This window comes from Pseudocitrobacter sp. 73 (genome assembly GCF_008369545.1).
Lineage (GTDB): Bacteria > Pseudomonadota > Gammaproteobacteria > Enterobacterales > Enterobacteriaceae > Pseudocitrobacter > Pseudocitrobacter vendiensis.
Genome location: NZ_VTZO01000009.1, coordinates 104,753 through 121,670, shown reverse-complemented (window position 1 = coordinate 121,670; position 16,918 = coordinate 104,753). Strand labels below are relative to the sequence as shown.

The window sequence follows — 16,918 nt, the reverse complement described above, 5'->3', positions numbered from 1 at the left end:
ATACAGCTTCGGCTCATTATTAATCTTAAAAAACCAGGTTTTACTATGGATACCAAAAAGTTATTCAAGCACATACCCTGGGTGATTCTCGGAATCATCGGTGCGTTTTGCCTGTCAGTTGTGGCATTACGTCGGGGGGAACACGTCAGCGCCCTGTGGATCGTGGTCGCGGCGGTTTCTGTTTATCTGGTGGCATATCGCTACTACAGCCTCTACATCGCCCAGAAGGTGATGAAACTCGACCCGACGCGTGCGACGCCGGCGGTCATTAACAACGATGGCCTGAACTACGTGCCGACCAACCGCTACGTCCTGTTCGGCCACCACTTCGCGGCTATCGCAGGCGCGGGCCCGCTGGTTGGGCCGGTACTGGCCGCCCAGATGGGTTACCTGCCAGGTACCTTGTGGCTGCTGGCGGGCGTAGTGCTGGCCGGTGCGGTGCAGGACTTTATGGTGCTGTTTATCTCCACACGCCGTAACGGTTCTTCGCTGGGTGAGATGGTCAAAGAAGAAATGGGCCGTGTGCCGGGCTCTATCGCCCTGTTCGGCTGCTTCCTGATTATGATCATCATCCTGGCGGTGCTGGCGCTGATCGTGGTGAAAGCCCTGGCCGAAAGCCCGTGGGGTGTGTTCACCGTCTGCTCGACCGTGCCGATTGCGCTGTTTATGGGTATCTACATGCGCTTTATTCGCCCGGGCCGTGTGGGTGAAGTCTCCGTTATCGGTATCGTGCTGCTGGTTGCCTCCATCTGGTTCGGTGGCGTCATCGCTCACGACCCGTACTGGGGCCCGGCGCTGACCTTTAAAGACACCACCATCACCTTCACGCTGATCGGTTATGCCTTTATCTCCGCTCTGCTGCCGGTTTGGCTGATTCTGGCACCGCGTGACTACCTCGCCACCTTCCTGAAAATCGGCGTTATCGTTGGCCTGGCCATCGGCATCGTGATCCTCAACCCGGATCTGAAAATGCCAGCCGTGACCCAGTACATCGACGGTACCGGCCCGCTGTGGAAAGGTGCGCTGTTCCCGTTCCTGTTTATCACCATCGCTTGTGGTGCGGTGTCTGGCTTCCATGCGCTGATCTCCTCCGGCACCACGCCGAAGCTGCTGGCTAATGAAACCGACGCACGTTTCATTGGTTATGGCGCAATGCTGATGGAGTCCTTCGTGGCGATTATGGCGCTGGTTGCAGCGTCTATCATCGAACCGGGCCTCTACTTTGCGATGAACACCCCGCCTGCTGGCCTTGGCATCACCATGCCGAACCTGCACGAAATGGGCGGTGAAAACGCGGCCATGATCGCGGCGCAGCTGAAAGAAGTGACCATTCATGCGGCGGCAACGGTCAGTTCCTGGGGCTTCGTGATTTCGCCGGAAGAGATCCTGCAAACCGCGAAAGACATCGGTGAACCGTCTGTTCTGAACCGTGCCGGTGGCGCACCAACCCTGGCTGTCGGTATTGCACACGTGTTCCACAAAGTGCTGCCGTGGGCGGACATGGGCTTCTGGTACCACTTCGGTATTCTGTTTGAAGCGCTGTTCATCCTGACCGCGCTGGACGCCGGTACCCGTGCGGGTCGCTTCATGCTGCAGGACTTGCTGGGCAACTTCATTCCGTTCCTGAAGAAAACCGATTCTCTGGTGGCGGGTGTTGTCGCAACCGCAGGTTGCGTAGGCCTGTGGGGCTACCTGCTGTATCAGGGCGTTGTTGACCCACTGGGCGGCGTTAAGAGCCTGTGGCCGCTGTTCGGTATCTCTAACCAGATGCTGGCAGCCGTTGCTCTGGTTCTCGGCACCGTTATTCTCGTGAAGATGAAACGCAGCAAATATGTCTGGGTCACCATCATCCCGGCATTCTGGCTGCTGGTCTGCACCACCTGGGCGCTGGGTCTGAAACTGTTCAGCACCAACCCGCAGATGGAAGGCTTCTTCTACATGGCGAGCCAGTACAAAGCGAAAATTGCGGCAGGTGGTGAACTGACGGCGCAGCAAATCGCCAACATGAACCACATCGTTATCAACAACTACACCAACGCAGGCCTGAGTATTCTGTTCCTGGTGGTGGTGTACAGCATCATCTTCTACGGTTTCAAAACCTGGATGCAGGTGCGTAATAACGAAGAACGCTCCGACAAAGAAACGCCTTACGTTCCTGTGCCGGAAGGCGGCGTGAAGACCTCTTCACACCACTAAATAACCAAACCCTCCCTCTCCCTTTGGGAGAGGGCCGGGGTGAGGGAAAACGCACTCCCCGGCCCGTCAGAGATGACTCGCCGGGCTTTATTCATATCTGGACAGCACAATGTTTGGTAACTTAGGTCAGGCGAAAAAATACCTCGGTCAGGCGGCGAAGATGCTGATTGGCATCCCGGACTACGACAACTACGTCGAACACATGAAAGTCACGCATCCGGACAAGCCGTACATGACCTACGAAGAGTTCTTCCGCGAGCGGCAACAGGCGCGCTACGGCGGAGACGGAAAAGGCGGCATGCGCTGCTGTTAGAAGGAGAAAACATGACCCCGATTGCAGTTACCCTACTTACCGGTTTTCTTGGCGCAGGCAAAACCACCCTGCTGCGCCATATCCTCAACGAACAGCACGGCTTCAAAATCGCCGTCATTGAAAACGAGTTCGGCGAAGTTTCTGTTGATACCCAGCTTATTGGCGACCGCGCCACGCAAATCAAAACCCTCACCAACGGCTGCATCTGCTGCTCCCGCGCCAATGAACTGGAAGACGCCCTGCTCGACCTGCTCGACAGCCGCGATCGCGGGGAAATTGAGTTCGACCGTCTGGTGATTGAGTGCACCGGCATGGCCGATCCCGGCCCGATTATTCAGACCTTTTTCTCTCATGACGTCCTGTGCGAACGCTATCTGCTGGACGGCGTGATTGCGCTGGTTGATGCGGTTCACGCTAACGAGCAGATGAATCAGTTCACCATCGCCCAGTCGCAGGTGGGCTACGCCGACCGCATCCTGCTGACCAAAACCGACGTCGCAGGCGACACCGAGAAACTGCGCGAACGTCTGGCGCGCATCAACGCCCGCGCCCCGATTTACACCGTCGTTCATGGCGATATCGACCTGGCGCAGCTGTTCAACACCAGCGGCTTTATGCTGGAAGAGAATGTGCTGGCGGGTAAACCGCGCTTCCACTTTATGGCGGATAAGCAGAATGATGTGAGTTCCATTGTGGTGGAACTGGATTACCCGGTTGATATCAGCGATGTCTCGCGGGTAATGGAAAACCTGCTGCTGCAATTCGCCGACAAACTGCTGCGCTACAAAGGGATGCTGTGGATTGACGGCGAGCCAAACCGCCTGCTGTTCCAGGGTGTGCAACGCCTCTACAGCGCCGACTGGGACCGACCGTGGGGCGATGAAGCGCCACGCAGCCAACTTGTGTTTATTGGGATACAGTTGCCAGAGGAAGAGATCAGGGCGGCGTTTGCGGGGTTGAGGAAGTAAGGTGGGATTCTGTGCGGAGCATCAGTTACGCGTGTGTATTTCCCCGCTGAATATTTCCAGTTACATCGTTATTATGTCCTGTTATTCGCTGGACTTTATTTTTATTTACTGTTGATATATTCAGGTATTTAGCGCGGTGCGGATGTGCGCCAACACACCCGCACCGCTAATCACAATCACTATTTCGAAGGAATAGCAGTTATGACTGACACGCATTCTATTGCACAACCGTTCGAACCAGAAGTCTCTCCGGCAAATAACCGTCATGTCACCGTCGGTTATGCGAGCCGCTACCCGGATCACGCGCATATTCCGGCGCTCACACTGAAAGGTCAGTGGCTGGAAGCCGCCGGTTTTGCCACCGGCACGCCTGTTGATGTCAAAGTGATGGACGGCTGCATTGTGCTTACCGCCCAACCACCCGCCGTCGAAGAGAGCGAACTGATGCAGTCGCTGCGCAAGGTGTGCAAGCTGTCGGCACGTAAACAAAAGCAGGTGCAGGAATTTATTGGAGTGATTGCGGGTAAAACGCGGAAGGTGATGTAAAAAGCGTCGGATGGTGCACCCGTAGGCCGGATAAGGCGCGCAGCGCCGCCATCCGGCGCTGCGCCATTCATCAATAACTTACTTCTTCACTACCACCAGCTTCTGGTTCACAAACTCTTTGATCCCCAGGTCCGACAGCTCGCGCCCGAACCCGGAGCGCTTCACGCCACCAAACGGCAGCTCTGCGGCGGTGTCGGTCAGCCAGTTGATATACACCATCCCGGTTTCAATCCGCGAAGCCATACGTTTGGCGCGTTCGATATCCTGACTGAACACCGCACCGCCCAGGCCGTAGTGGGAGTCATTGGCAAGTTTCACCGCCGCGTCATCATCCTTCACCACATAAACCTGCGCCACCGGGCCGAAGAACTCTTCGAAATAGGCCGGGTTGTCGCGGGTGATGTTGGTCAGAATCGTCGGCTCGAAGAAGTTGCCTTTGCTCTCCAGCGGCTTGCCGCCAAAGTGCAGCTTCGCCCCGTTTTTCACCGCGTTTTCCACCTGTTTGGTCAGCGTCTCCAGCGCGTCTTTCGACGATAGAGGACCAAGCTGGGTTGAGGCATCCATCTGATCGCCTACCTTCACTTTGCTGAATGCGTCGGTGAATTCGCTGAGGAATTTGTCGGCGATTTTCTCATGCAGAATAAAGCGTTTTGCCGCCGTACAAACCTGCCCGGCGTTATTAAGTCGCGCCTGTACGCCAATTTTCACCGCTTTGTTGAGGTCGGCGTCATCCAGCACCACGAACACATCGTTCCCGCCCAGTTCAAGGGTCGATTTTTTGACGTGCTTCGCGGCCTGTGCAGCGACCACACTCCCCGCTTTTTCGGAACCGGTGAGCGCCGCGCCCTGAACACGCGGGTCGGCGATGATGTTCGCCACCTGATCGGAAGAAATAAACAGATTGGTCCATGCGCCATCCGGCGCGCCAGCTTCGCGCACCAGATGCGCAAAGGTCTCGGCACAATGTGGGACGATACTCGCATGTTTTGCCAGCACCGGGTTACCGGCGGCCAGGTTCGGAGCCAGTACGCGCATTAACTGGTAGTACGGGAAGTTCCACGGCTCAACCGCCATGATCACACCAATCGGATGGTGCTCGACCCATGCGTCGCCAAATTCAGTTTTATACGGTACAGGGGCAAGAAACTGCTTCGCGTTGTCCGCGTAATAGCGGGCGATCTGCGCACACAGTTTCACTTCGCCACGGCTCTGTTCGATAAGCTTGCCCATCTCCTGACTGGCGATTTTCGCCAGTTCCTCGACGCGACTGTCGATAAGATCGGCCAGCTTATGCAAAACGGGCAGACGCTGACTGATATCGCCTTTCGCCCACTCAGAGTGATAAAGCGCATCGGCTTTTTGCAGCGCGGCCTCAATGTCCTTGTCGCTGTGTGGGGTGTACTCTTTAATCAGTTGGTTGTTAGCAGGATTTACTGTCTGATAGGCCATATCTCGCTCCTGGTTAAGTGATGAAAGCAGTCAAAAATGCCGTTCAAAGTATTAAGGGTAGTTGAGATATCTGGCTTAGGGAGAGAAACGGAGTGTTCTGAGGAAACGCGGCGCGCTTTTAAGAAAAAGGAAGGATGCCGAATGAGGATTGCCCGCATCCGGCATGATAGAAATTAGTGTGCAACGGTCTGCAAGTCGTCTGCAGACAAGCCGGTAATGGTCATCACGGCTTCACTATCAAGCCCGTTAGCCAGCATGGATTGGACAATTCGAAGTGCTTCGGCACGGCGTCCTTCTTGTCGTCCTTCCTTTCGTCCTTCTTGCCGCCCTATCTGCAAACCCTCAACTCTTCCCTCTTCGTGTAACTGCTCAGCAAGCGTCATTAGCTCCTCCTTATGCTTTGGCGAGCGTTCCGCCATTTCGCGAAAAAATGCGCTAGCGCGAGCCGCTCCGCCGTACTGGACAATATAGTTAAACAGCGTTTTCACCTGAGTGTCGCTAGTGTATCCCAAGGCCAGAAGAGCAACCAGTTTCTCCACCAGCAGAGTGAGATCCCGCTGTCCCTTGCCCGTTGTGAAAGTGTCGGGACTGTAGCGCAGCTCACTAAGCGGTTCATCCGGCAATGTGTCGCGCTGCGTAGGGCCACGCAAACAAAATTTCATCGCCTGCAAACGCAACATTTTCCTGGAAGGCTTCTCGTAAATTCACAAGCAACTTCAGCAGCTAACATGACGTTCTCACCGTCAGGCTATATGCTTACCTCTATGGAAAAACAGACTGAACTCAAACGCGCCAAATTACTGGCGCTGTCGCTGCTGCTGATTGCCGCAGCCATTTTTATCACAACGCTGATGCTGCCACCTTCGCCGTGGGTCAGTGCGTTAAAGGCTATCTCCGAAGCGGCGATGGTCGGCGCGCTGGCGGACTGGTTCGCGGTGGTAGCGCTGTTTCGTCGCGTGCCGCTACCATTTATTTCGCAACATACGGCGATTATCCCGCGCAATAAGGACCGGATAGGCGACAATCTTGGCCAGTTCGTGCAGGAAAAATTCCTCGATACGCCATCACTGGTCGCGCTGATTCGCCGCCATGAGCCCGCACTACTTATAGGCAACTGGTTTAGCCAGCCGGAGAACGCCGCGCGCGTGGGGCAAAATCTGGTGAAGGTGATGAGCGGTTTTATTGAGCTTACCGATGATTCACGAGTACAGGGGCTGCTGAAACGCGCGGTGCACAAGGCGATTGATAAGGTCGATCTCACCCAGACCAGCGCGGTGATCCTCGAAAGTATGACCAAAGATAATCGCCATCAGAAGCTGCTCGATTCTCTGGTGGCGCAGTTGATTGCGCTGCTGCGTAAGGAGAGCACGCGCGATGTGATCGCGCAGATGATCGTGCACTGGATGGAGCAGGAGCATCCGATCAAAGCACGGCTGCTGCCGACAGAGTGGCTGGGCGATCAGGGAGCGGATCTGGTTGCCGATGCGGTGGACTCGGTGCTCGACGATATCACCGAGAATCGACATCATCAGATCCGCCAGGCGTTTGATCGGGTGATTTTCCGCTTTATTGAGAATCTGAAAACGTCGCCGGAGATGGAGGCCAAAGCTGAGAACATTAAAAGCTATCTGAAAAATGATGAGGCATTTAACCGCTATCTGGGGCAGATTTGGGCCGATTATCGCCAGTGGATGAAGGACGATATGGCCTCTGACGATTCGCGGGTGAAAACGCGGATCGCCGAAGCCGGGCAGTGGTTTGGTGAAACGTTGACTCACGACGCCGCGCTGCGTGAGTCGCTCAACAACCATCTGGAACAGGCCGCGATGCGCGTGGCACCGGAGTTTTCCGCCTTCCTTACCCGCCATATTAGCGACACGGTTAAGAGCTGGGATGCGCGCGATATGTCGCGACAGATCGAGCTGAATATCGGCAAAGATCTGCAATTTATTCGCATCAATGGGACGTTGGTCGGCGGGACGATCGGGCTGGTATTGTGGCTGTTGTCGCAAATACCTGCGCTGATTTAGGGGGCGGAGAACGCGGCGATGTCGGATGGCGGCTACGCTTTAACCGACCTACAGATCGCCGCCCCGTAGGCCGGATAAGACGCAGTCGCATCCGGCAAAAAACCGCACCGTAGCCGCCATCCGGTATAATTACGCCAGCCACTCCCCCTGCTGCAACTCCAGCAACAGCAGCATCATCAGCGCCTGTGCGTACGGTACCGGGGCCATTTCGATATCACAGTAATATTGTAGATCCGGCCCCACCATCGTCCCTTTCGATGCTTCCAGCACGATCCCGCGTTCATCAATGCGATCGCGCAACGCTTCCCATGCTCGTAGCGCCGAACCGGCTACGTCAGCATCCAGAATCCCCATCCGCACGCCGCGTAGCATGCCATAGGCGATCCCCGCCGTGGCGGACGATTCTTGCGGCGAGAGCGGATCGTCCACCAGCGTGTGCCACATGCCGTTTTCAGCCTGCATCTGGCACAGGGTTTTCACCTGCCGCGCCACGACCTGCGAGAGATAGCGCTTCACGCTGGCGTCCAGGCTGTCGCCGAGCAGAGCGATGAATTCCGGGATGGCCACGGTGATCCACGCATTACCCCGTGCCCAGAATGCGCCCGAGAAGTGATGCTGACCGACGAACGTCCAGCCGTGATACCACAGGCCGCTGGCGGGTTCGCTGAGATAGCGGGTATGCAGCAAAAACTGATACGACGCTTCGTCAATCAGATCGTTGCGCTTAAGAACCACACCCGCCGAGCCGAGGAACAGACAGGTCATGAACAGTGTGTCATCCCACAGATGCCCGGTATTTGGCTGCTCTTTGACGACATGCTGAAAACCGCCCTCCTCCGTTTTGGGCAGCGTTTGCAACAGAGAATCCGCCCAGTCATTAACGACTTTCAGTAGATCCTCACGGCCCGTGTGCCCGGCCACCAGCGAGAGCGCAATCATCGGCGCGGTGGTGTTGATTTGTACCGCAGGCAGACCCTTCGCCAGTTGTCCTTCATACCAGGCGAGAATCGACTGCTGCAACCCGGCATCATTCTGCGATAACGCATACTGCCAGAAGCCGTACAGGCCGACCCCCACCTCCCATTCCCACTCTTCGAAGTTGATGGCGAACCCTTCACCGCTGCTCACTTCGCCGATATTTTTCAGGCGACAGAATCCCTGCACAACCTGTTCCAGAGTTTGATGTAATTCAGCGTGGCGCATCATGCGGCTCCTGCGTGTGAGGACGTTAGAGAAAGATCGCTGGTCAGCAGACGCTGCGCGCGAGCGCGAAGCCCCGCGTCATCCGCAAGTTGCGACAACGCGAGCAGGCTGGGAGCGGCGCCGTCCTGCGGGGCAACGTTCACCGACCAGTACGCCAGGCGCTGCGCGGCGATGTCCTGCTGTTCACGCCCATCGCGACCAGAGGCGGTGAAGCGTTCATCGCGGAACATCTGCCCGGCGAGATACTGCGCGGTGTGAAAGCTTAAGGCATTGTTTGCACTGGTAAACCACATGACGTCGTTGCCCAGTTCATCAAACCAGTAGCGATAACCTACTATCGCCGAGCGTACGCGGCGCCACAGCACAGGCGAAAAAATTTCACCGTGATAGTCATGCCAGACCCACAGCAGCGAAATAAGCGCAGAGCTTGAGCCCTCTTCCCGGGCGCTGACACGCTGTAACAGACGCACCAGCAGAGATTGCGCCTGCTCGTCTGCCTTCCCCTGCTTGAGCCGTGTAAGCAGCGCACGCCCTTCATCCTCGTGTCGTTCTGCGCCAGGGCGTTGATACAACGGCAGCGCATCATTCTCTTCAGCCAGCCGCGCGTCGAGCGGTGCCTGGCCCTGATAAATCATGCGCAGCACAAACTGCGTTCTACGCTCGCAGAGTTCTTCAAGATGAATAAACAACGCGTTCTTCCCCTGCTGGAGCGGCAGGTTAACCTGGCAAATTTGCAGCCTGTTGCGGGTAAAAGGCGTGAATCGGGCGGCTTCTGCACCGTTAACCCAGATACGCATGCCACCGCACGTCGCCAGTTGAAAAGCGTACTCACCCGATTTATCAGCATGAAGGTTAACGTACAGCCAGCGCTGGCTGTGCGTGGCGATCGGTTTAAACAGCGAGAAGTGGACCATCCCGCTTTCGTCCGCCTGGATGGTGTGGCTGGCAGGCAACGCGCGGGAAAGTGACACGTCACGCTGGGCGGTGGTCTCGCAAAATACGCGGCGGCAGAATGAAGTCTGTTCCGGCCCGGCATCCTCCGCCACCACGTATCCTGTTGACGCATCAAGGGTTTCACCCGTGTAAAACTCAGCAAACCGCTCATTGTGCGGCGCTGAAACTGCAAAACGCATTACTGCGTCACCCGCTGCCAGCCTCATGTTGTCTCCTCACTCACTACACTTGTGTTTGCGTCGTATCATCAGGATTCAGAGGCGTTGGGGCTATGTGAGTGAATGCGAGGTTTTATGGATCTGCCCGGAGATTCACAATCCACCGATGAGCAGGGAGAGAAATGAGACTTTCATCACATTTTGCTATTTACCGTAGGGGGTGAAAACGGTGCGGATCGCATTTATTCCGCGATCCGTGGTTTTTCGATGTGATTTTAATCACGCTTTTAGCTGAGTCAGTTGATGATGCAGGCTGTCTGCCAGCGCCCGCACGCGCGATGCGTCAAAGATAACGTGCATGCCAGGCGAGGCATCGGGATGCTTCGCACAAAATGTGTCCATTTCAACGGCGCAGCGGTAGAGCTCCTGAATATTCACCTGGCAAATCTCGCGCATGCTCCAGTTATTCTCCACCACCGTGGCATAATGCAGAGTAAAAAAGGCTTTCTGCGCATGCATAAACAACTGACAGTAAAGCGCAAACCCTTGCCATTCCTCCTGCCAGCGCCGGGCCAGGGCGTGGGGGAATGCTGCGCGCTGCACAAAACTGAGCGCCTCAGCCTGTAGCGTTTGCGCCTCCTGCCAGGCTTCATCTTTTTCTTTGGCAATCAACGATAAATTACGCCCGGCGGTCGCGACATCATGGGGACTGAAGGCGATATCACGCTCAGAGCCCGGCAGCCAGTGGTTACGGTTGAGCTGGCCATAAAGGCTCCAGACGCCCTGCCCGTAGCTTTCCGGCACCTGGCTGTGGCGATGGAAAACGTGGTCGCGTACATAAATGGCGCGGTAGAGTACCTGCCCGGCCTGCTCTAACAGCGTTTGAAATTCAGTGAACGTCTCGTCGTCCGGACGCCAGCCGTAACATTCATCCAGCCAATGCATCATCAGCGAGGTGCGGGTTACTGCTTTTTCAGGATGGGCCAGCAACTGACTACAGGCGACCAGGTTGCACTCACTCAACGTGCCCATGATCCAGTGGTTATCCACGCCTTCCCAGCTGGCTTTGCACACCGCGCCGCGAATTGCCGGATTCCCCCGGCACCACAACAAACGCCCCTGCAACTCGTCGATGCGCGGAAACGGGAAAATCCCCCACCCCACTTCTTCACCGACCAGATCGAGATCGACCCACACGTCGCGGTTTTGTACCGCTTGCAGCGCCGGGTTATTGGGAAAATTAGGCCAGAAACGCTCCGGGGTGATTTTAATCGAGACTGAAACGGCTTCCGGTAATGTGCTGATCGCTTCCAGAACGTTGCTGATATCGTGATTGCCCGCCGGAAACGCACGCAGCACCAGATGCTTGCCTTCGCGCATCACCGCCCGTGCCATCGCGCTAAAACACTGACTGTAAAGCGATAAGCTACGCGGATCGATATGAGGGGAAGGATCGTCGTGCCCGGTTAGCTCCCAGTTAGGCCGCGAGATAGGCAGCAGACCGTCTGTATTCGAGAGCGCCACCTGCAGGCCACTCATCAGCGGAATACGCTGGCACAGCAGCGTCATTTTGTCCGCCAGATAACGACACCAGAACTCCGCGTCGAAATGTACGCCGCCGTTTTTGTTCAGCAGTTCAGGATGCGCCGCCAGCAGGTCAACGGGGAAGCTAAACTCTTTCGCCTGCAGGTAAAATTTCAGGCCGTGCTGCTGGCAAAAACCGGCCAGCCGGTTGAGGTAAACACAGCGGGCGCGCTGATGGCTGGAGAGACCATCATTGTACTGATGCGGCGTAAAGCCTTTTGGCGAGACCAGTTTGTCGAACAAATTGGCCTGGCCGACAATCACCGTATTGAAATCGTGATTGATGGCCCACTTCACTAATTCACAGGCTTTATCCCAGTTCCAGAACTCCTGGTTATTGAGTTCCAGCGCGCGCGTTTGCCACATCGTCCTTCTCCATCCATTGCGGGGGGGAGCTATTCTACGCACAAACGCGACCACGCGTCTGGGACCGGAAGTGCGCTACTTCACAATAAAACGCGTTGCCTGGAAGCAGTTCAAAATTCGGTGCACCAGAAACACCATTGTTAGCGTTCCCAATAACGAAACGGTAACAGACGTAACACGGTACATGTCACTGAAGACCAGATCCTGGTCCGGCTGAAGGTTTTGACCGAACATGATGCCGATGGTGGTAATGCTGGCGAAACCGACGCCTGCACCCACTTTTTCCATCACGTGCATTCGCGCGCTGAATGCCAGACCCAGCCCAATCAGCGGCATCATCAGAATCATGTGGCTGCTGTGATCGTACAAAATCAGTTGCACTACCAGAATATACAGACACGACAGCACCACGCCGACCACGCGCCACAGGGAACTGACCACCGAGCCACGATAGTGCATCGGGAAGAGGATTAAGATCCCCGCCATCAGCGCCGACAATGAATCCTGTAAATCGCTTATCTGAAAGACGATAAACAGCATCGTTGCCACGGTGCCTGACAGCAGCGATTCATGGCGCACGCGCGCGGCGTCTTTTTCAATCAGCGGCGGCAGCTTACGCGGTTCAACATCAGGAATGAGATAGTGGAACAGGGCACTCAGCGCCACCGCCATGACGCTGGCTTCCATATTGGAGAACAGCAGTGTGTGCCAGTTGGTGGTTGGGTAGCTCATAAAATTGAGCATGACGCTCTGGCATACCACGCCCATCGAGCCAAACAGGAACAGCGGCCCCTTGCTCATAAAACGGAAACGCATCACATACATGCCGAAAACGACAATGGTCATAATCAACGGCCATTCAATCAGATAGCCGACGATAATGACCATTTCGATGCAGTTCAGCACCGCACTGAGCAAAAACTGCCGTGCGATATGGCCGTTGAAGACCGGAACAAGCGACACCAGCAAAATGGGGAAGACGACAAAGAACACGCCGTACTGGGTATCGAAGAAAGTGGAGATGCTCAGCGCCGTCATGCCGGTGAACACGGTGCGCAGCGTCTGGCGAAAATCATTCGCCGTGTAGACGATATTGCCGTGCGGCGTGAAGACCTGCGCGAGCGTTTTAATAGACATAGTGCAACAGGCTCACAAGATGGATTTGCGCCCCGGAGAAAAAGCGGGCGAACGGTCCATCGCTGTTATAGAGCTGAACGGTGGCGCGCGCCCCGGTCGGCAGTGTTTGCGCAAGCGGTTCATCCAGCGCCACGTGAATGCGCATACGCTGGGCATCTCGCACCCAACGCGTGGAAGTATCTGGCTGAGAAAGCTGGCCGTTTACCGCTTCCTGACCGGCTAAGATCCCGGCGTCGCTGCTGGTCACTTTGGCACTAAAGACTTTGCCGGGTAGCGCATCAAATACCACGGCTGCATCGGTGCCGGTTTTGGTGTGACGCAGGCTTTTTTCGCGGAAATCGGCGACGATGTCGGTATGATCGTTCACGACCGCCATTACCGCCGTCCCGGCGCTGGCATACAGTCCAGGGCTTAATTGCAGGTTACTCACCGTGCCATCTTCTTCGGCGCGAATTTTCGTCCAGCCAAGATTAAGCTGCGCCTCTTCCAGCGCATTCTGGTATTTCTGGATGGTGACGTTGCGATGATTATCGCGCTCACCACGCTGAATTTGCAGATTATGGATGGACGCGTTAAGCGCGCTCACCGACTGTTCGCTGGTCTGCCAGGTGGTACGCACCTTATCGAGATCCGACTGCGAAACGTTCTGCATCGTGCTTAAACGCTGGTAACGCTCGTAGGTCACGCGATCGTTGCGGGCGGTGAACTGCGCGGTTTTCAGATTGGCCTGCGCGGCGACGATCTGCGCATCCAACTGCTGGTTGCTCAGTTTCGCCTGTTCGAGCGCAATCTGCGCGGCTTCCACCTTATTAACAAACGGCGTCGGGTCGAGTTCATACAACAGGTCGCCTTTCTTCACCTGGCTGTTGTTGTGCACATACACCTGCGCAACATAGCCGGAGACGCGCGACGACGTCGGCGTCACCACGCGCATCACCGTGGAATCCGGCGTGAGCGGTATCCAGATATCGGCGATGATAAAATAGACAAACATAAGCAGGAAAGAGGCAATACTGACCCTTACCCAGCGGGCAAATTTCTGTTCTGGCGTCATCATGGTGTTATTCGGTTTTATTATTTTCTTCGCGGAGCATCCGCAAATTGCAGGCAATGTGATTCAGGGTTTCGCTGAACAGAGCGATCTGTTCCGGCGGGATGTTTTCGGACACGCGGGCCTGTAAATCCTCAATAACCCGCGTCAGCCGTTGCAGCACCGCCTGACCTTCCGGCGTGAGCGTCAGCAGACGAATGCGCTTGTCATACGGCGACACCGTGCGTAGCAGGTAACCTTGCTGTTCCAGCAGCGTCAGCGTGCGCATCAGCGGCGGCAGTTCAATGCCCTGCACTTCCGCCAGTTCGCTGACCGACACATTGTCGCCCAGTTGCTGAAGCTGCATCAGCACTGTCCAGCTCGATTGTGTTAACCCGGTGTCGGTGATCGCCCGATCGATGATGCCCCGCCACTGGCGAACAACCATCGCCATCCGCATCCCCATCGGCCTGCGGGCAAACAATTCATCTTCAGTCATGGCGAACTCCTCAGTGATTACCTTGAGGAAGATAATACTTATCATGGTAAGTATCAAGAAACGGCGGAATGGATAGCATTGAATGTGAAAAATAGTGGTGGGATGGTTGGCGGGATGGTGCGGGGTTTTCCCCCTCACCCTGACCCTCTCCCTCAAGGGAGAGGGGATGGATTGTGCGTGTCTTACAGAACTGAGCTGGTTTTCTCCCTCTCCCTGCGGGAGAGGGCCGGGGTGAGGGGTGATATCCTCACCGATAATCATCCCTGCTCAGCCCGACATCTTTCAGCTGCGCATCGGTCATCCGGTCGAGGACGCGGCGTGTGCGCTCGCGGTCGTACCATTTTCTTAGCGCCTGCCACAGCCACACCAGCCCGATAAACGGCCTTTTCGAACGGTTTTCGTAAAATTCCATATCGCACCTCCACGCGTTGCCAGAGGCTTTATCTTCGCCAAAAAGCACCTAAGCAATACAGATTCACAAATAACTTTTCTTTAACATACAGATGGTCTAAAAAGAGATCTGCATGGCAGTTTTCATCTTCATCTGTACTGGTCCTGCGATCTGTATGGCGGCTCTGAGGAATACAGCATGACGCGTTATCAACATCTGGCGAATCTTCTGGCGGAACGTATTGAACAGGGGCTGTATCGCGCAGGCGAAAAGCTGCCCTCGGTGCGTACGTTGAGTCAGGAACACGGCGTCAGCATCAGTACCGTTCAGCAGGCGTACCAGACGCTGGAAACGCTGCGGCTTATCACGCCACAGCCGCGCTCGGGCTATTTCGTGGCGTCGCGTAAAGCGCAGCCCCCGGTGCCGGCGATGAGCCGCCCGGTGCAGCGCCCGGTGGAGGTTACCCAGTGGGATCAGGTGCTTGAGATGCTCGATGCGCGTCGCGATAAAGAGGTTATTCTCTTTGGCGGTGGTTCGCCGGATGTCACCCAGCCCAGCCTGAAACCGCTGTGGCGCGAGATGAGCCGCGTGGTGCAGCACCATCCGACGGAAATTCTGAGCTACGATGAGCTGGCGGGGCGACGCGAGCTACGCGAACAGGTGGCCCGTTTGATGCTTGATGGCGGGTCTACCGTGAACGCCGACGATGTGGTCATTACCAGCGGGTGTCACAGCGGGCTGTCGATTGCCCTGTTGGCGGTGTGTAAACCTGGCGATATCGTCGCCGTGGAATCGCCGACTTTTTACGGCACCATGCAGTTGCTACGCGGCTTTGGTATTAAAGCGATTGAAATCCCGACCGATCCCGAAAGTGGTATCAGCATCGAAGCGCTGGAACTGGCGCTGGAACAGTGGCCGATTAAGGGCGTGATTCTGGTACCCAACTGCAATAACCCGCTTGGATTTATCATGCCGGAGGCGCGTAAACGCGCGGTGCTGGCGCTGGCGCAGCGCCACGATATTGTGATTTTTGAAGATGATATTTACGGTGAACTGGCAATGGAGTACCCGCGCCCGCGCACCATTCATTCGTTCGATATTGATGGCCGCGTGGTGCTGTGCAGCTCATTTACCAAAACCGTGGCACCGGGTTTGCGGGTTGGCTGGATTGTGCCGGGCCGCTATCGTGACCGAGTGATGCACATGAAATACGCATCAAGCGGCACCACCCCACCCGCCACACAGCTTGCGGTAGCCACCTTTGTGCGCGAGGGTCACTATCACCGCCACGTCCGGCGCATGCGCCAGATTTATCAGAACAATATGGAAACCTACACCTGCTGGCTGCGTCAGTATTTTCCCTGTGGCATATGCGTTACCCGCCCGCTCGGCGGCTATATGCTGTGGGTGGAGCTACCGGAAGTGGTGGATATGGTGTGCGTCGCCAAACAGCTGTGCCGCCTGAAGATTCAGGTGGCGCCGGGTTCGCTGTTTTCCGCTTCAGGAAAATACCGCAACTGCCTGCGCATCAACTGCGCACTGCCCACCACCGAGAAACATCGGCAGGTGATGGAACAACTCGGTGAAGCCGTGCATCGGGCGATGGATCAGGACGCGAACGCGTAATCAATCTCCTGAAGCTCACAATCGATAATCCCGACGCGCACAAGTGTGGCGTCGGGCCCCACGGCGGTGAACGGCACGTGGTAAGCGTCGTCTTCAATCGTCACTTTGCCAAAGCTTAAGTTGGGCGTCAGCGTGCCCAGCATTTTCTTTTCAATCTGCCAGTAGGGAAAACGACTCTTCAGATAATCTTCCTGCACCAGATTTTTTGCCTGCCGGGTCAGGCTACGACGGCACTCCGTCGCCGATTCGCTCTCCTGAATGGGAAGCAGGAGGAATAAAACGCCCACCGAGAGGGCCAGCAGAATCGGAACCCGGAGAGTATTACGCAGTGCTTTTCTCATCAGCTTGTTCCTGAAACGCAGCAAATAACCATCCAATCATGCTGGTTATGATAGGGCGCTTTTTCTCAAGTTCATCGCGGCTTATGTATTGTTGAGTAAGGTTACCCTTCAGGGCTCAGCAAGATGA

The 16,918-nt window shown here is 56.0% G+C and carries 16 protein-coding genes; 6 read left to right on the top strand and 10 right to left on the bottom strand.

Features of this window, described 5'->3' with window-relative positions; translation table 11 throughout:
• Positions 1-45 precede the first annotated feature (45 nt).
• The 4 genes from F0Q32_RS10115 (at position 46) to symE (ending at position 4,023) form a co-directional block, all read left to right on the top strand.
• Positions 46-2,196: a carbon starvation CstA family protein gene (locus F0Q32_RS10115; RefSeq protein ID WP_149462955.1), complete on the top strand. Its 2,151-nt coding sequence runs from the start codon at positions 46-48 to the stop codon at positions 2,194-2,196.
• 109 nt (positions 2,197-2,305) lie between these two features.
• Positions 2,306-2,509: a YbdD/YjiX family protein gene (locus tag F0Q32_RS10110; protein ID WP_149462954.1), complete on the top strand. Its 204-nt coding sequence runs from the start codon at positions 2,306-2,308 to the stop codon at positions 2,507-2,509.
• Between the two features lie 11 nt (positions 2,510-2,520).
• The gene (gene yjiA / locus F0Q32_RS10105; RefSeq protein ID WP_149462953.1) at positions 2,521-3,477 is read left to right on the top strand and encodes a GTPase; all 957 of its coding nucleotides are present in this window, start codon (positions 2,521-2,523) and stop codon (positions 3,475-3,477) included.
• Between the two features lie 201 nt (positions 3,478-3,678).
• Positions 3,679-4,023: an endoribonuclease SymE gene (gene symE, locus F0Q32_RS10100; protein WP_149462952.1), complete on the top strand. Its 345-nt coding sequence runs from the start codon at positions 3,679-3,681 to the stop codon at positions 4,021-4,023.
• Positions 4,024-4,101: 78 nt separating this feature from the next.
• Here symE and F0Q32_RS10095 read toward each other — a convergent pair whose 3' ends face one another.
• Both F0Q32_RS10095 and F0Q32_RS10090 read right to left on the bottom strand, forming a co-directional pair.
• Positions 4,102-5,472, bottom strand: a complete 1,371-nt coding sequence (locus tag F0Q32_RS10095; RefSeq protein WP_149462951.1) for an NAD-dependent succinate-semialdehyde dehydrogenase — start codon at positions 5,470-5,472, stop codon at positions 4,102-4,104.
• Between the two features lie 173 nt (positions 5,473-5,645).
• The gene (locus F0Q32_RS10090) at positions 5,646-6,152 is read right to left on the bottom strand and encodes an Rpn family recombination-promoting nuclease/putative transposase (protein ID WP_149462950.1); all 507 of its coding nucleotides are present in this window, start codon (positions 6,150-6,152) and stop codon (positions 5,646-5,648) included.
• A gap of 72 nt (positions 6,153-6,224) precedes the next feature.
• Here F0Q32_RS10090 and F0Q32_RS10085 point away from each other — a divergent pair, with 72 nt between their 5' ends.
• Positions 6,225-7,502 carry a DUF445 domain-containing protein gene (locus F0Q32_RS10085; RefSeq protein ID WP_188016851.1) on the top strand — a complete coding sequence of 426 codons (1,278 nt, stop codon included), beginning with the start codon at positions 6,225-6,227 and terminating at the stop codon, positions 7,500-7,502.
• Between the two features lie 129 nt (positions 7,503-7,631).
• Here the strand turns inward: F0Q32_RS10085 and F0Q32_RS10080 are convergent, their stop codons facing one another.
• From F0Q32_RS10080 to F0Q32_RS10050, 7 genes are all read right to left on the bottom strand, one after another.
• Positions 7,632-8,705, bottom strand: a complete 1,074-nt coding sequence (locus F0Q32_RS10080) for a glycoside hydrolase family 105 protein (RefSeq protein ID WP_149463204.1) — start codon at positions 8,703-8,705, stop codon at positions 7,632-7,634.
• Complete coding sequence (locus F0Q32_RS10075) at positions 8,705-9,865, bottom strand: hypothetical protein (protein ID WP_149462948.1); 1,161 nt, start codon at positions 9,863-9,865, stop codon at positions 8,705-8,707. The genes F0Q32_RS10080 and F0Q32_RS10075 overlap by 1 nt, the downstream gene beginning before the upstream one ends.
• A gap of 231 nt (positions 9,866-10,096) precedes the next feature.
• Positions 10,097-11,767 (bottom strand): hypothetical protein, encoded by a 1,671-nt coding sequence (locus F0Q32_RS10070; RefSeq protein ID WP_149462947.1) that lies wholly within the window; start codon positions 11,765-11,767, stop codon positions 10,097-10,099.
• Positions 11,768-11,842: 75 nt separating this feature from the next.
• Positions 11,843-12,904: a DUF2955 domain-containing protein gene (locus tag F0Q32_RS10065; RefSeq protein ID WP_149462946.1), complete on the bottom strand. Its 1,062-nt coding sequence runs from the start codon at positions 12,902-12,904 to the stop codon at positions 11,843-11,845.
• A complete protein-coding gene (locus F0Q32_RS10060; RefSeq protein ID WP_149462945.1) occupies positions 12,894-13,961 on the bottom strand; it encodes an HlyD family secretion protein in 1,068 nt (355 codons plus the stop codon). The genes F0Q32_RS10065 and F0Q32_RS10060 overlap by 11 nt, the downstream gene beginning before the upstream one ends.
• A 4-nt stretch (positions 13,962-13,965) precedes the next feature.
• Positions 13,966-14,433, bottom strand: a complete 468-nt coding sequence (locus F0Q32_RS10055; RefSeq protein ID WP_149462944.1) for a MarR family winged helix-turn-helix transcriptional regulator — start codon at positions 14,431-14,433, stop codon at positions 13,966-13,968.
• A gap of 247 nt (positions 14,434-14,680) precedes the next feature.
• On the bottom strand, positions 14,681-14,845 hold the full coding sequence (locus F0Q32_RS10050; protein WP_113858164.1) for a DUF1127 domain-containing protein: 165 nt from the start codon (positions 14,843-14,845) through the stop codon (positions 14,681-14,683).
• A 177-nt stretch (positions 14,846-15,022) separates the two neighbouring features.
• On the opposite strand from F0Q32_RS10050, the gene F0Q32_RS10045 reads away from it, so the two are divergent.
• Positions 15,023-16,450: a PLP-dependent aminotransferase family protein gene (locus F0Q32_RS10045; protein WP_149462943.1), complete on the top strand. Its 1,428-nt coding sequence runs from the start codon at positions 15,023-15,025 to the stop codon at positions 16,448-16,450.
• Here the strand turns inward: F0Q32_RS10045 and F0Q32_RS10040 are convergent.
• Complete coding sequence (locus F0Q32_RS10040; protein WP_113858162.1) at positions 16,432-16,791, bottom strand: YebF family protein; 360 nt, start codon at positions 16,789-16,791, stop codon at positions 16,432-16,434. The two genes, F0Q32_RS10045 and F0Q32_RS10040, sit on opposite strands and share 19 nt — an antisense overlap.
• Between the last annotated feature and the right edge of the window lie 127 nt (positions 16,792-16,918).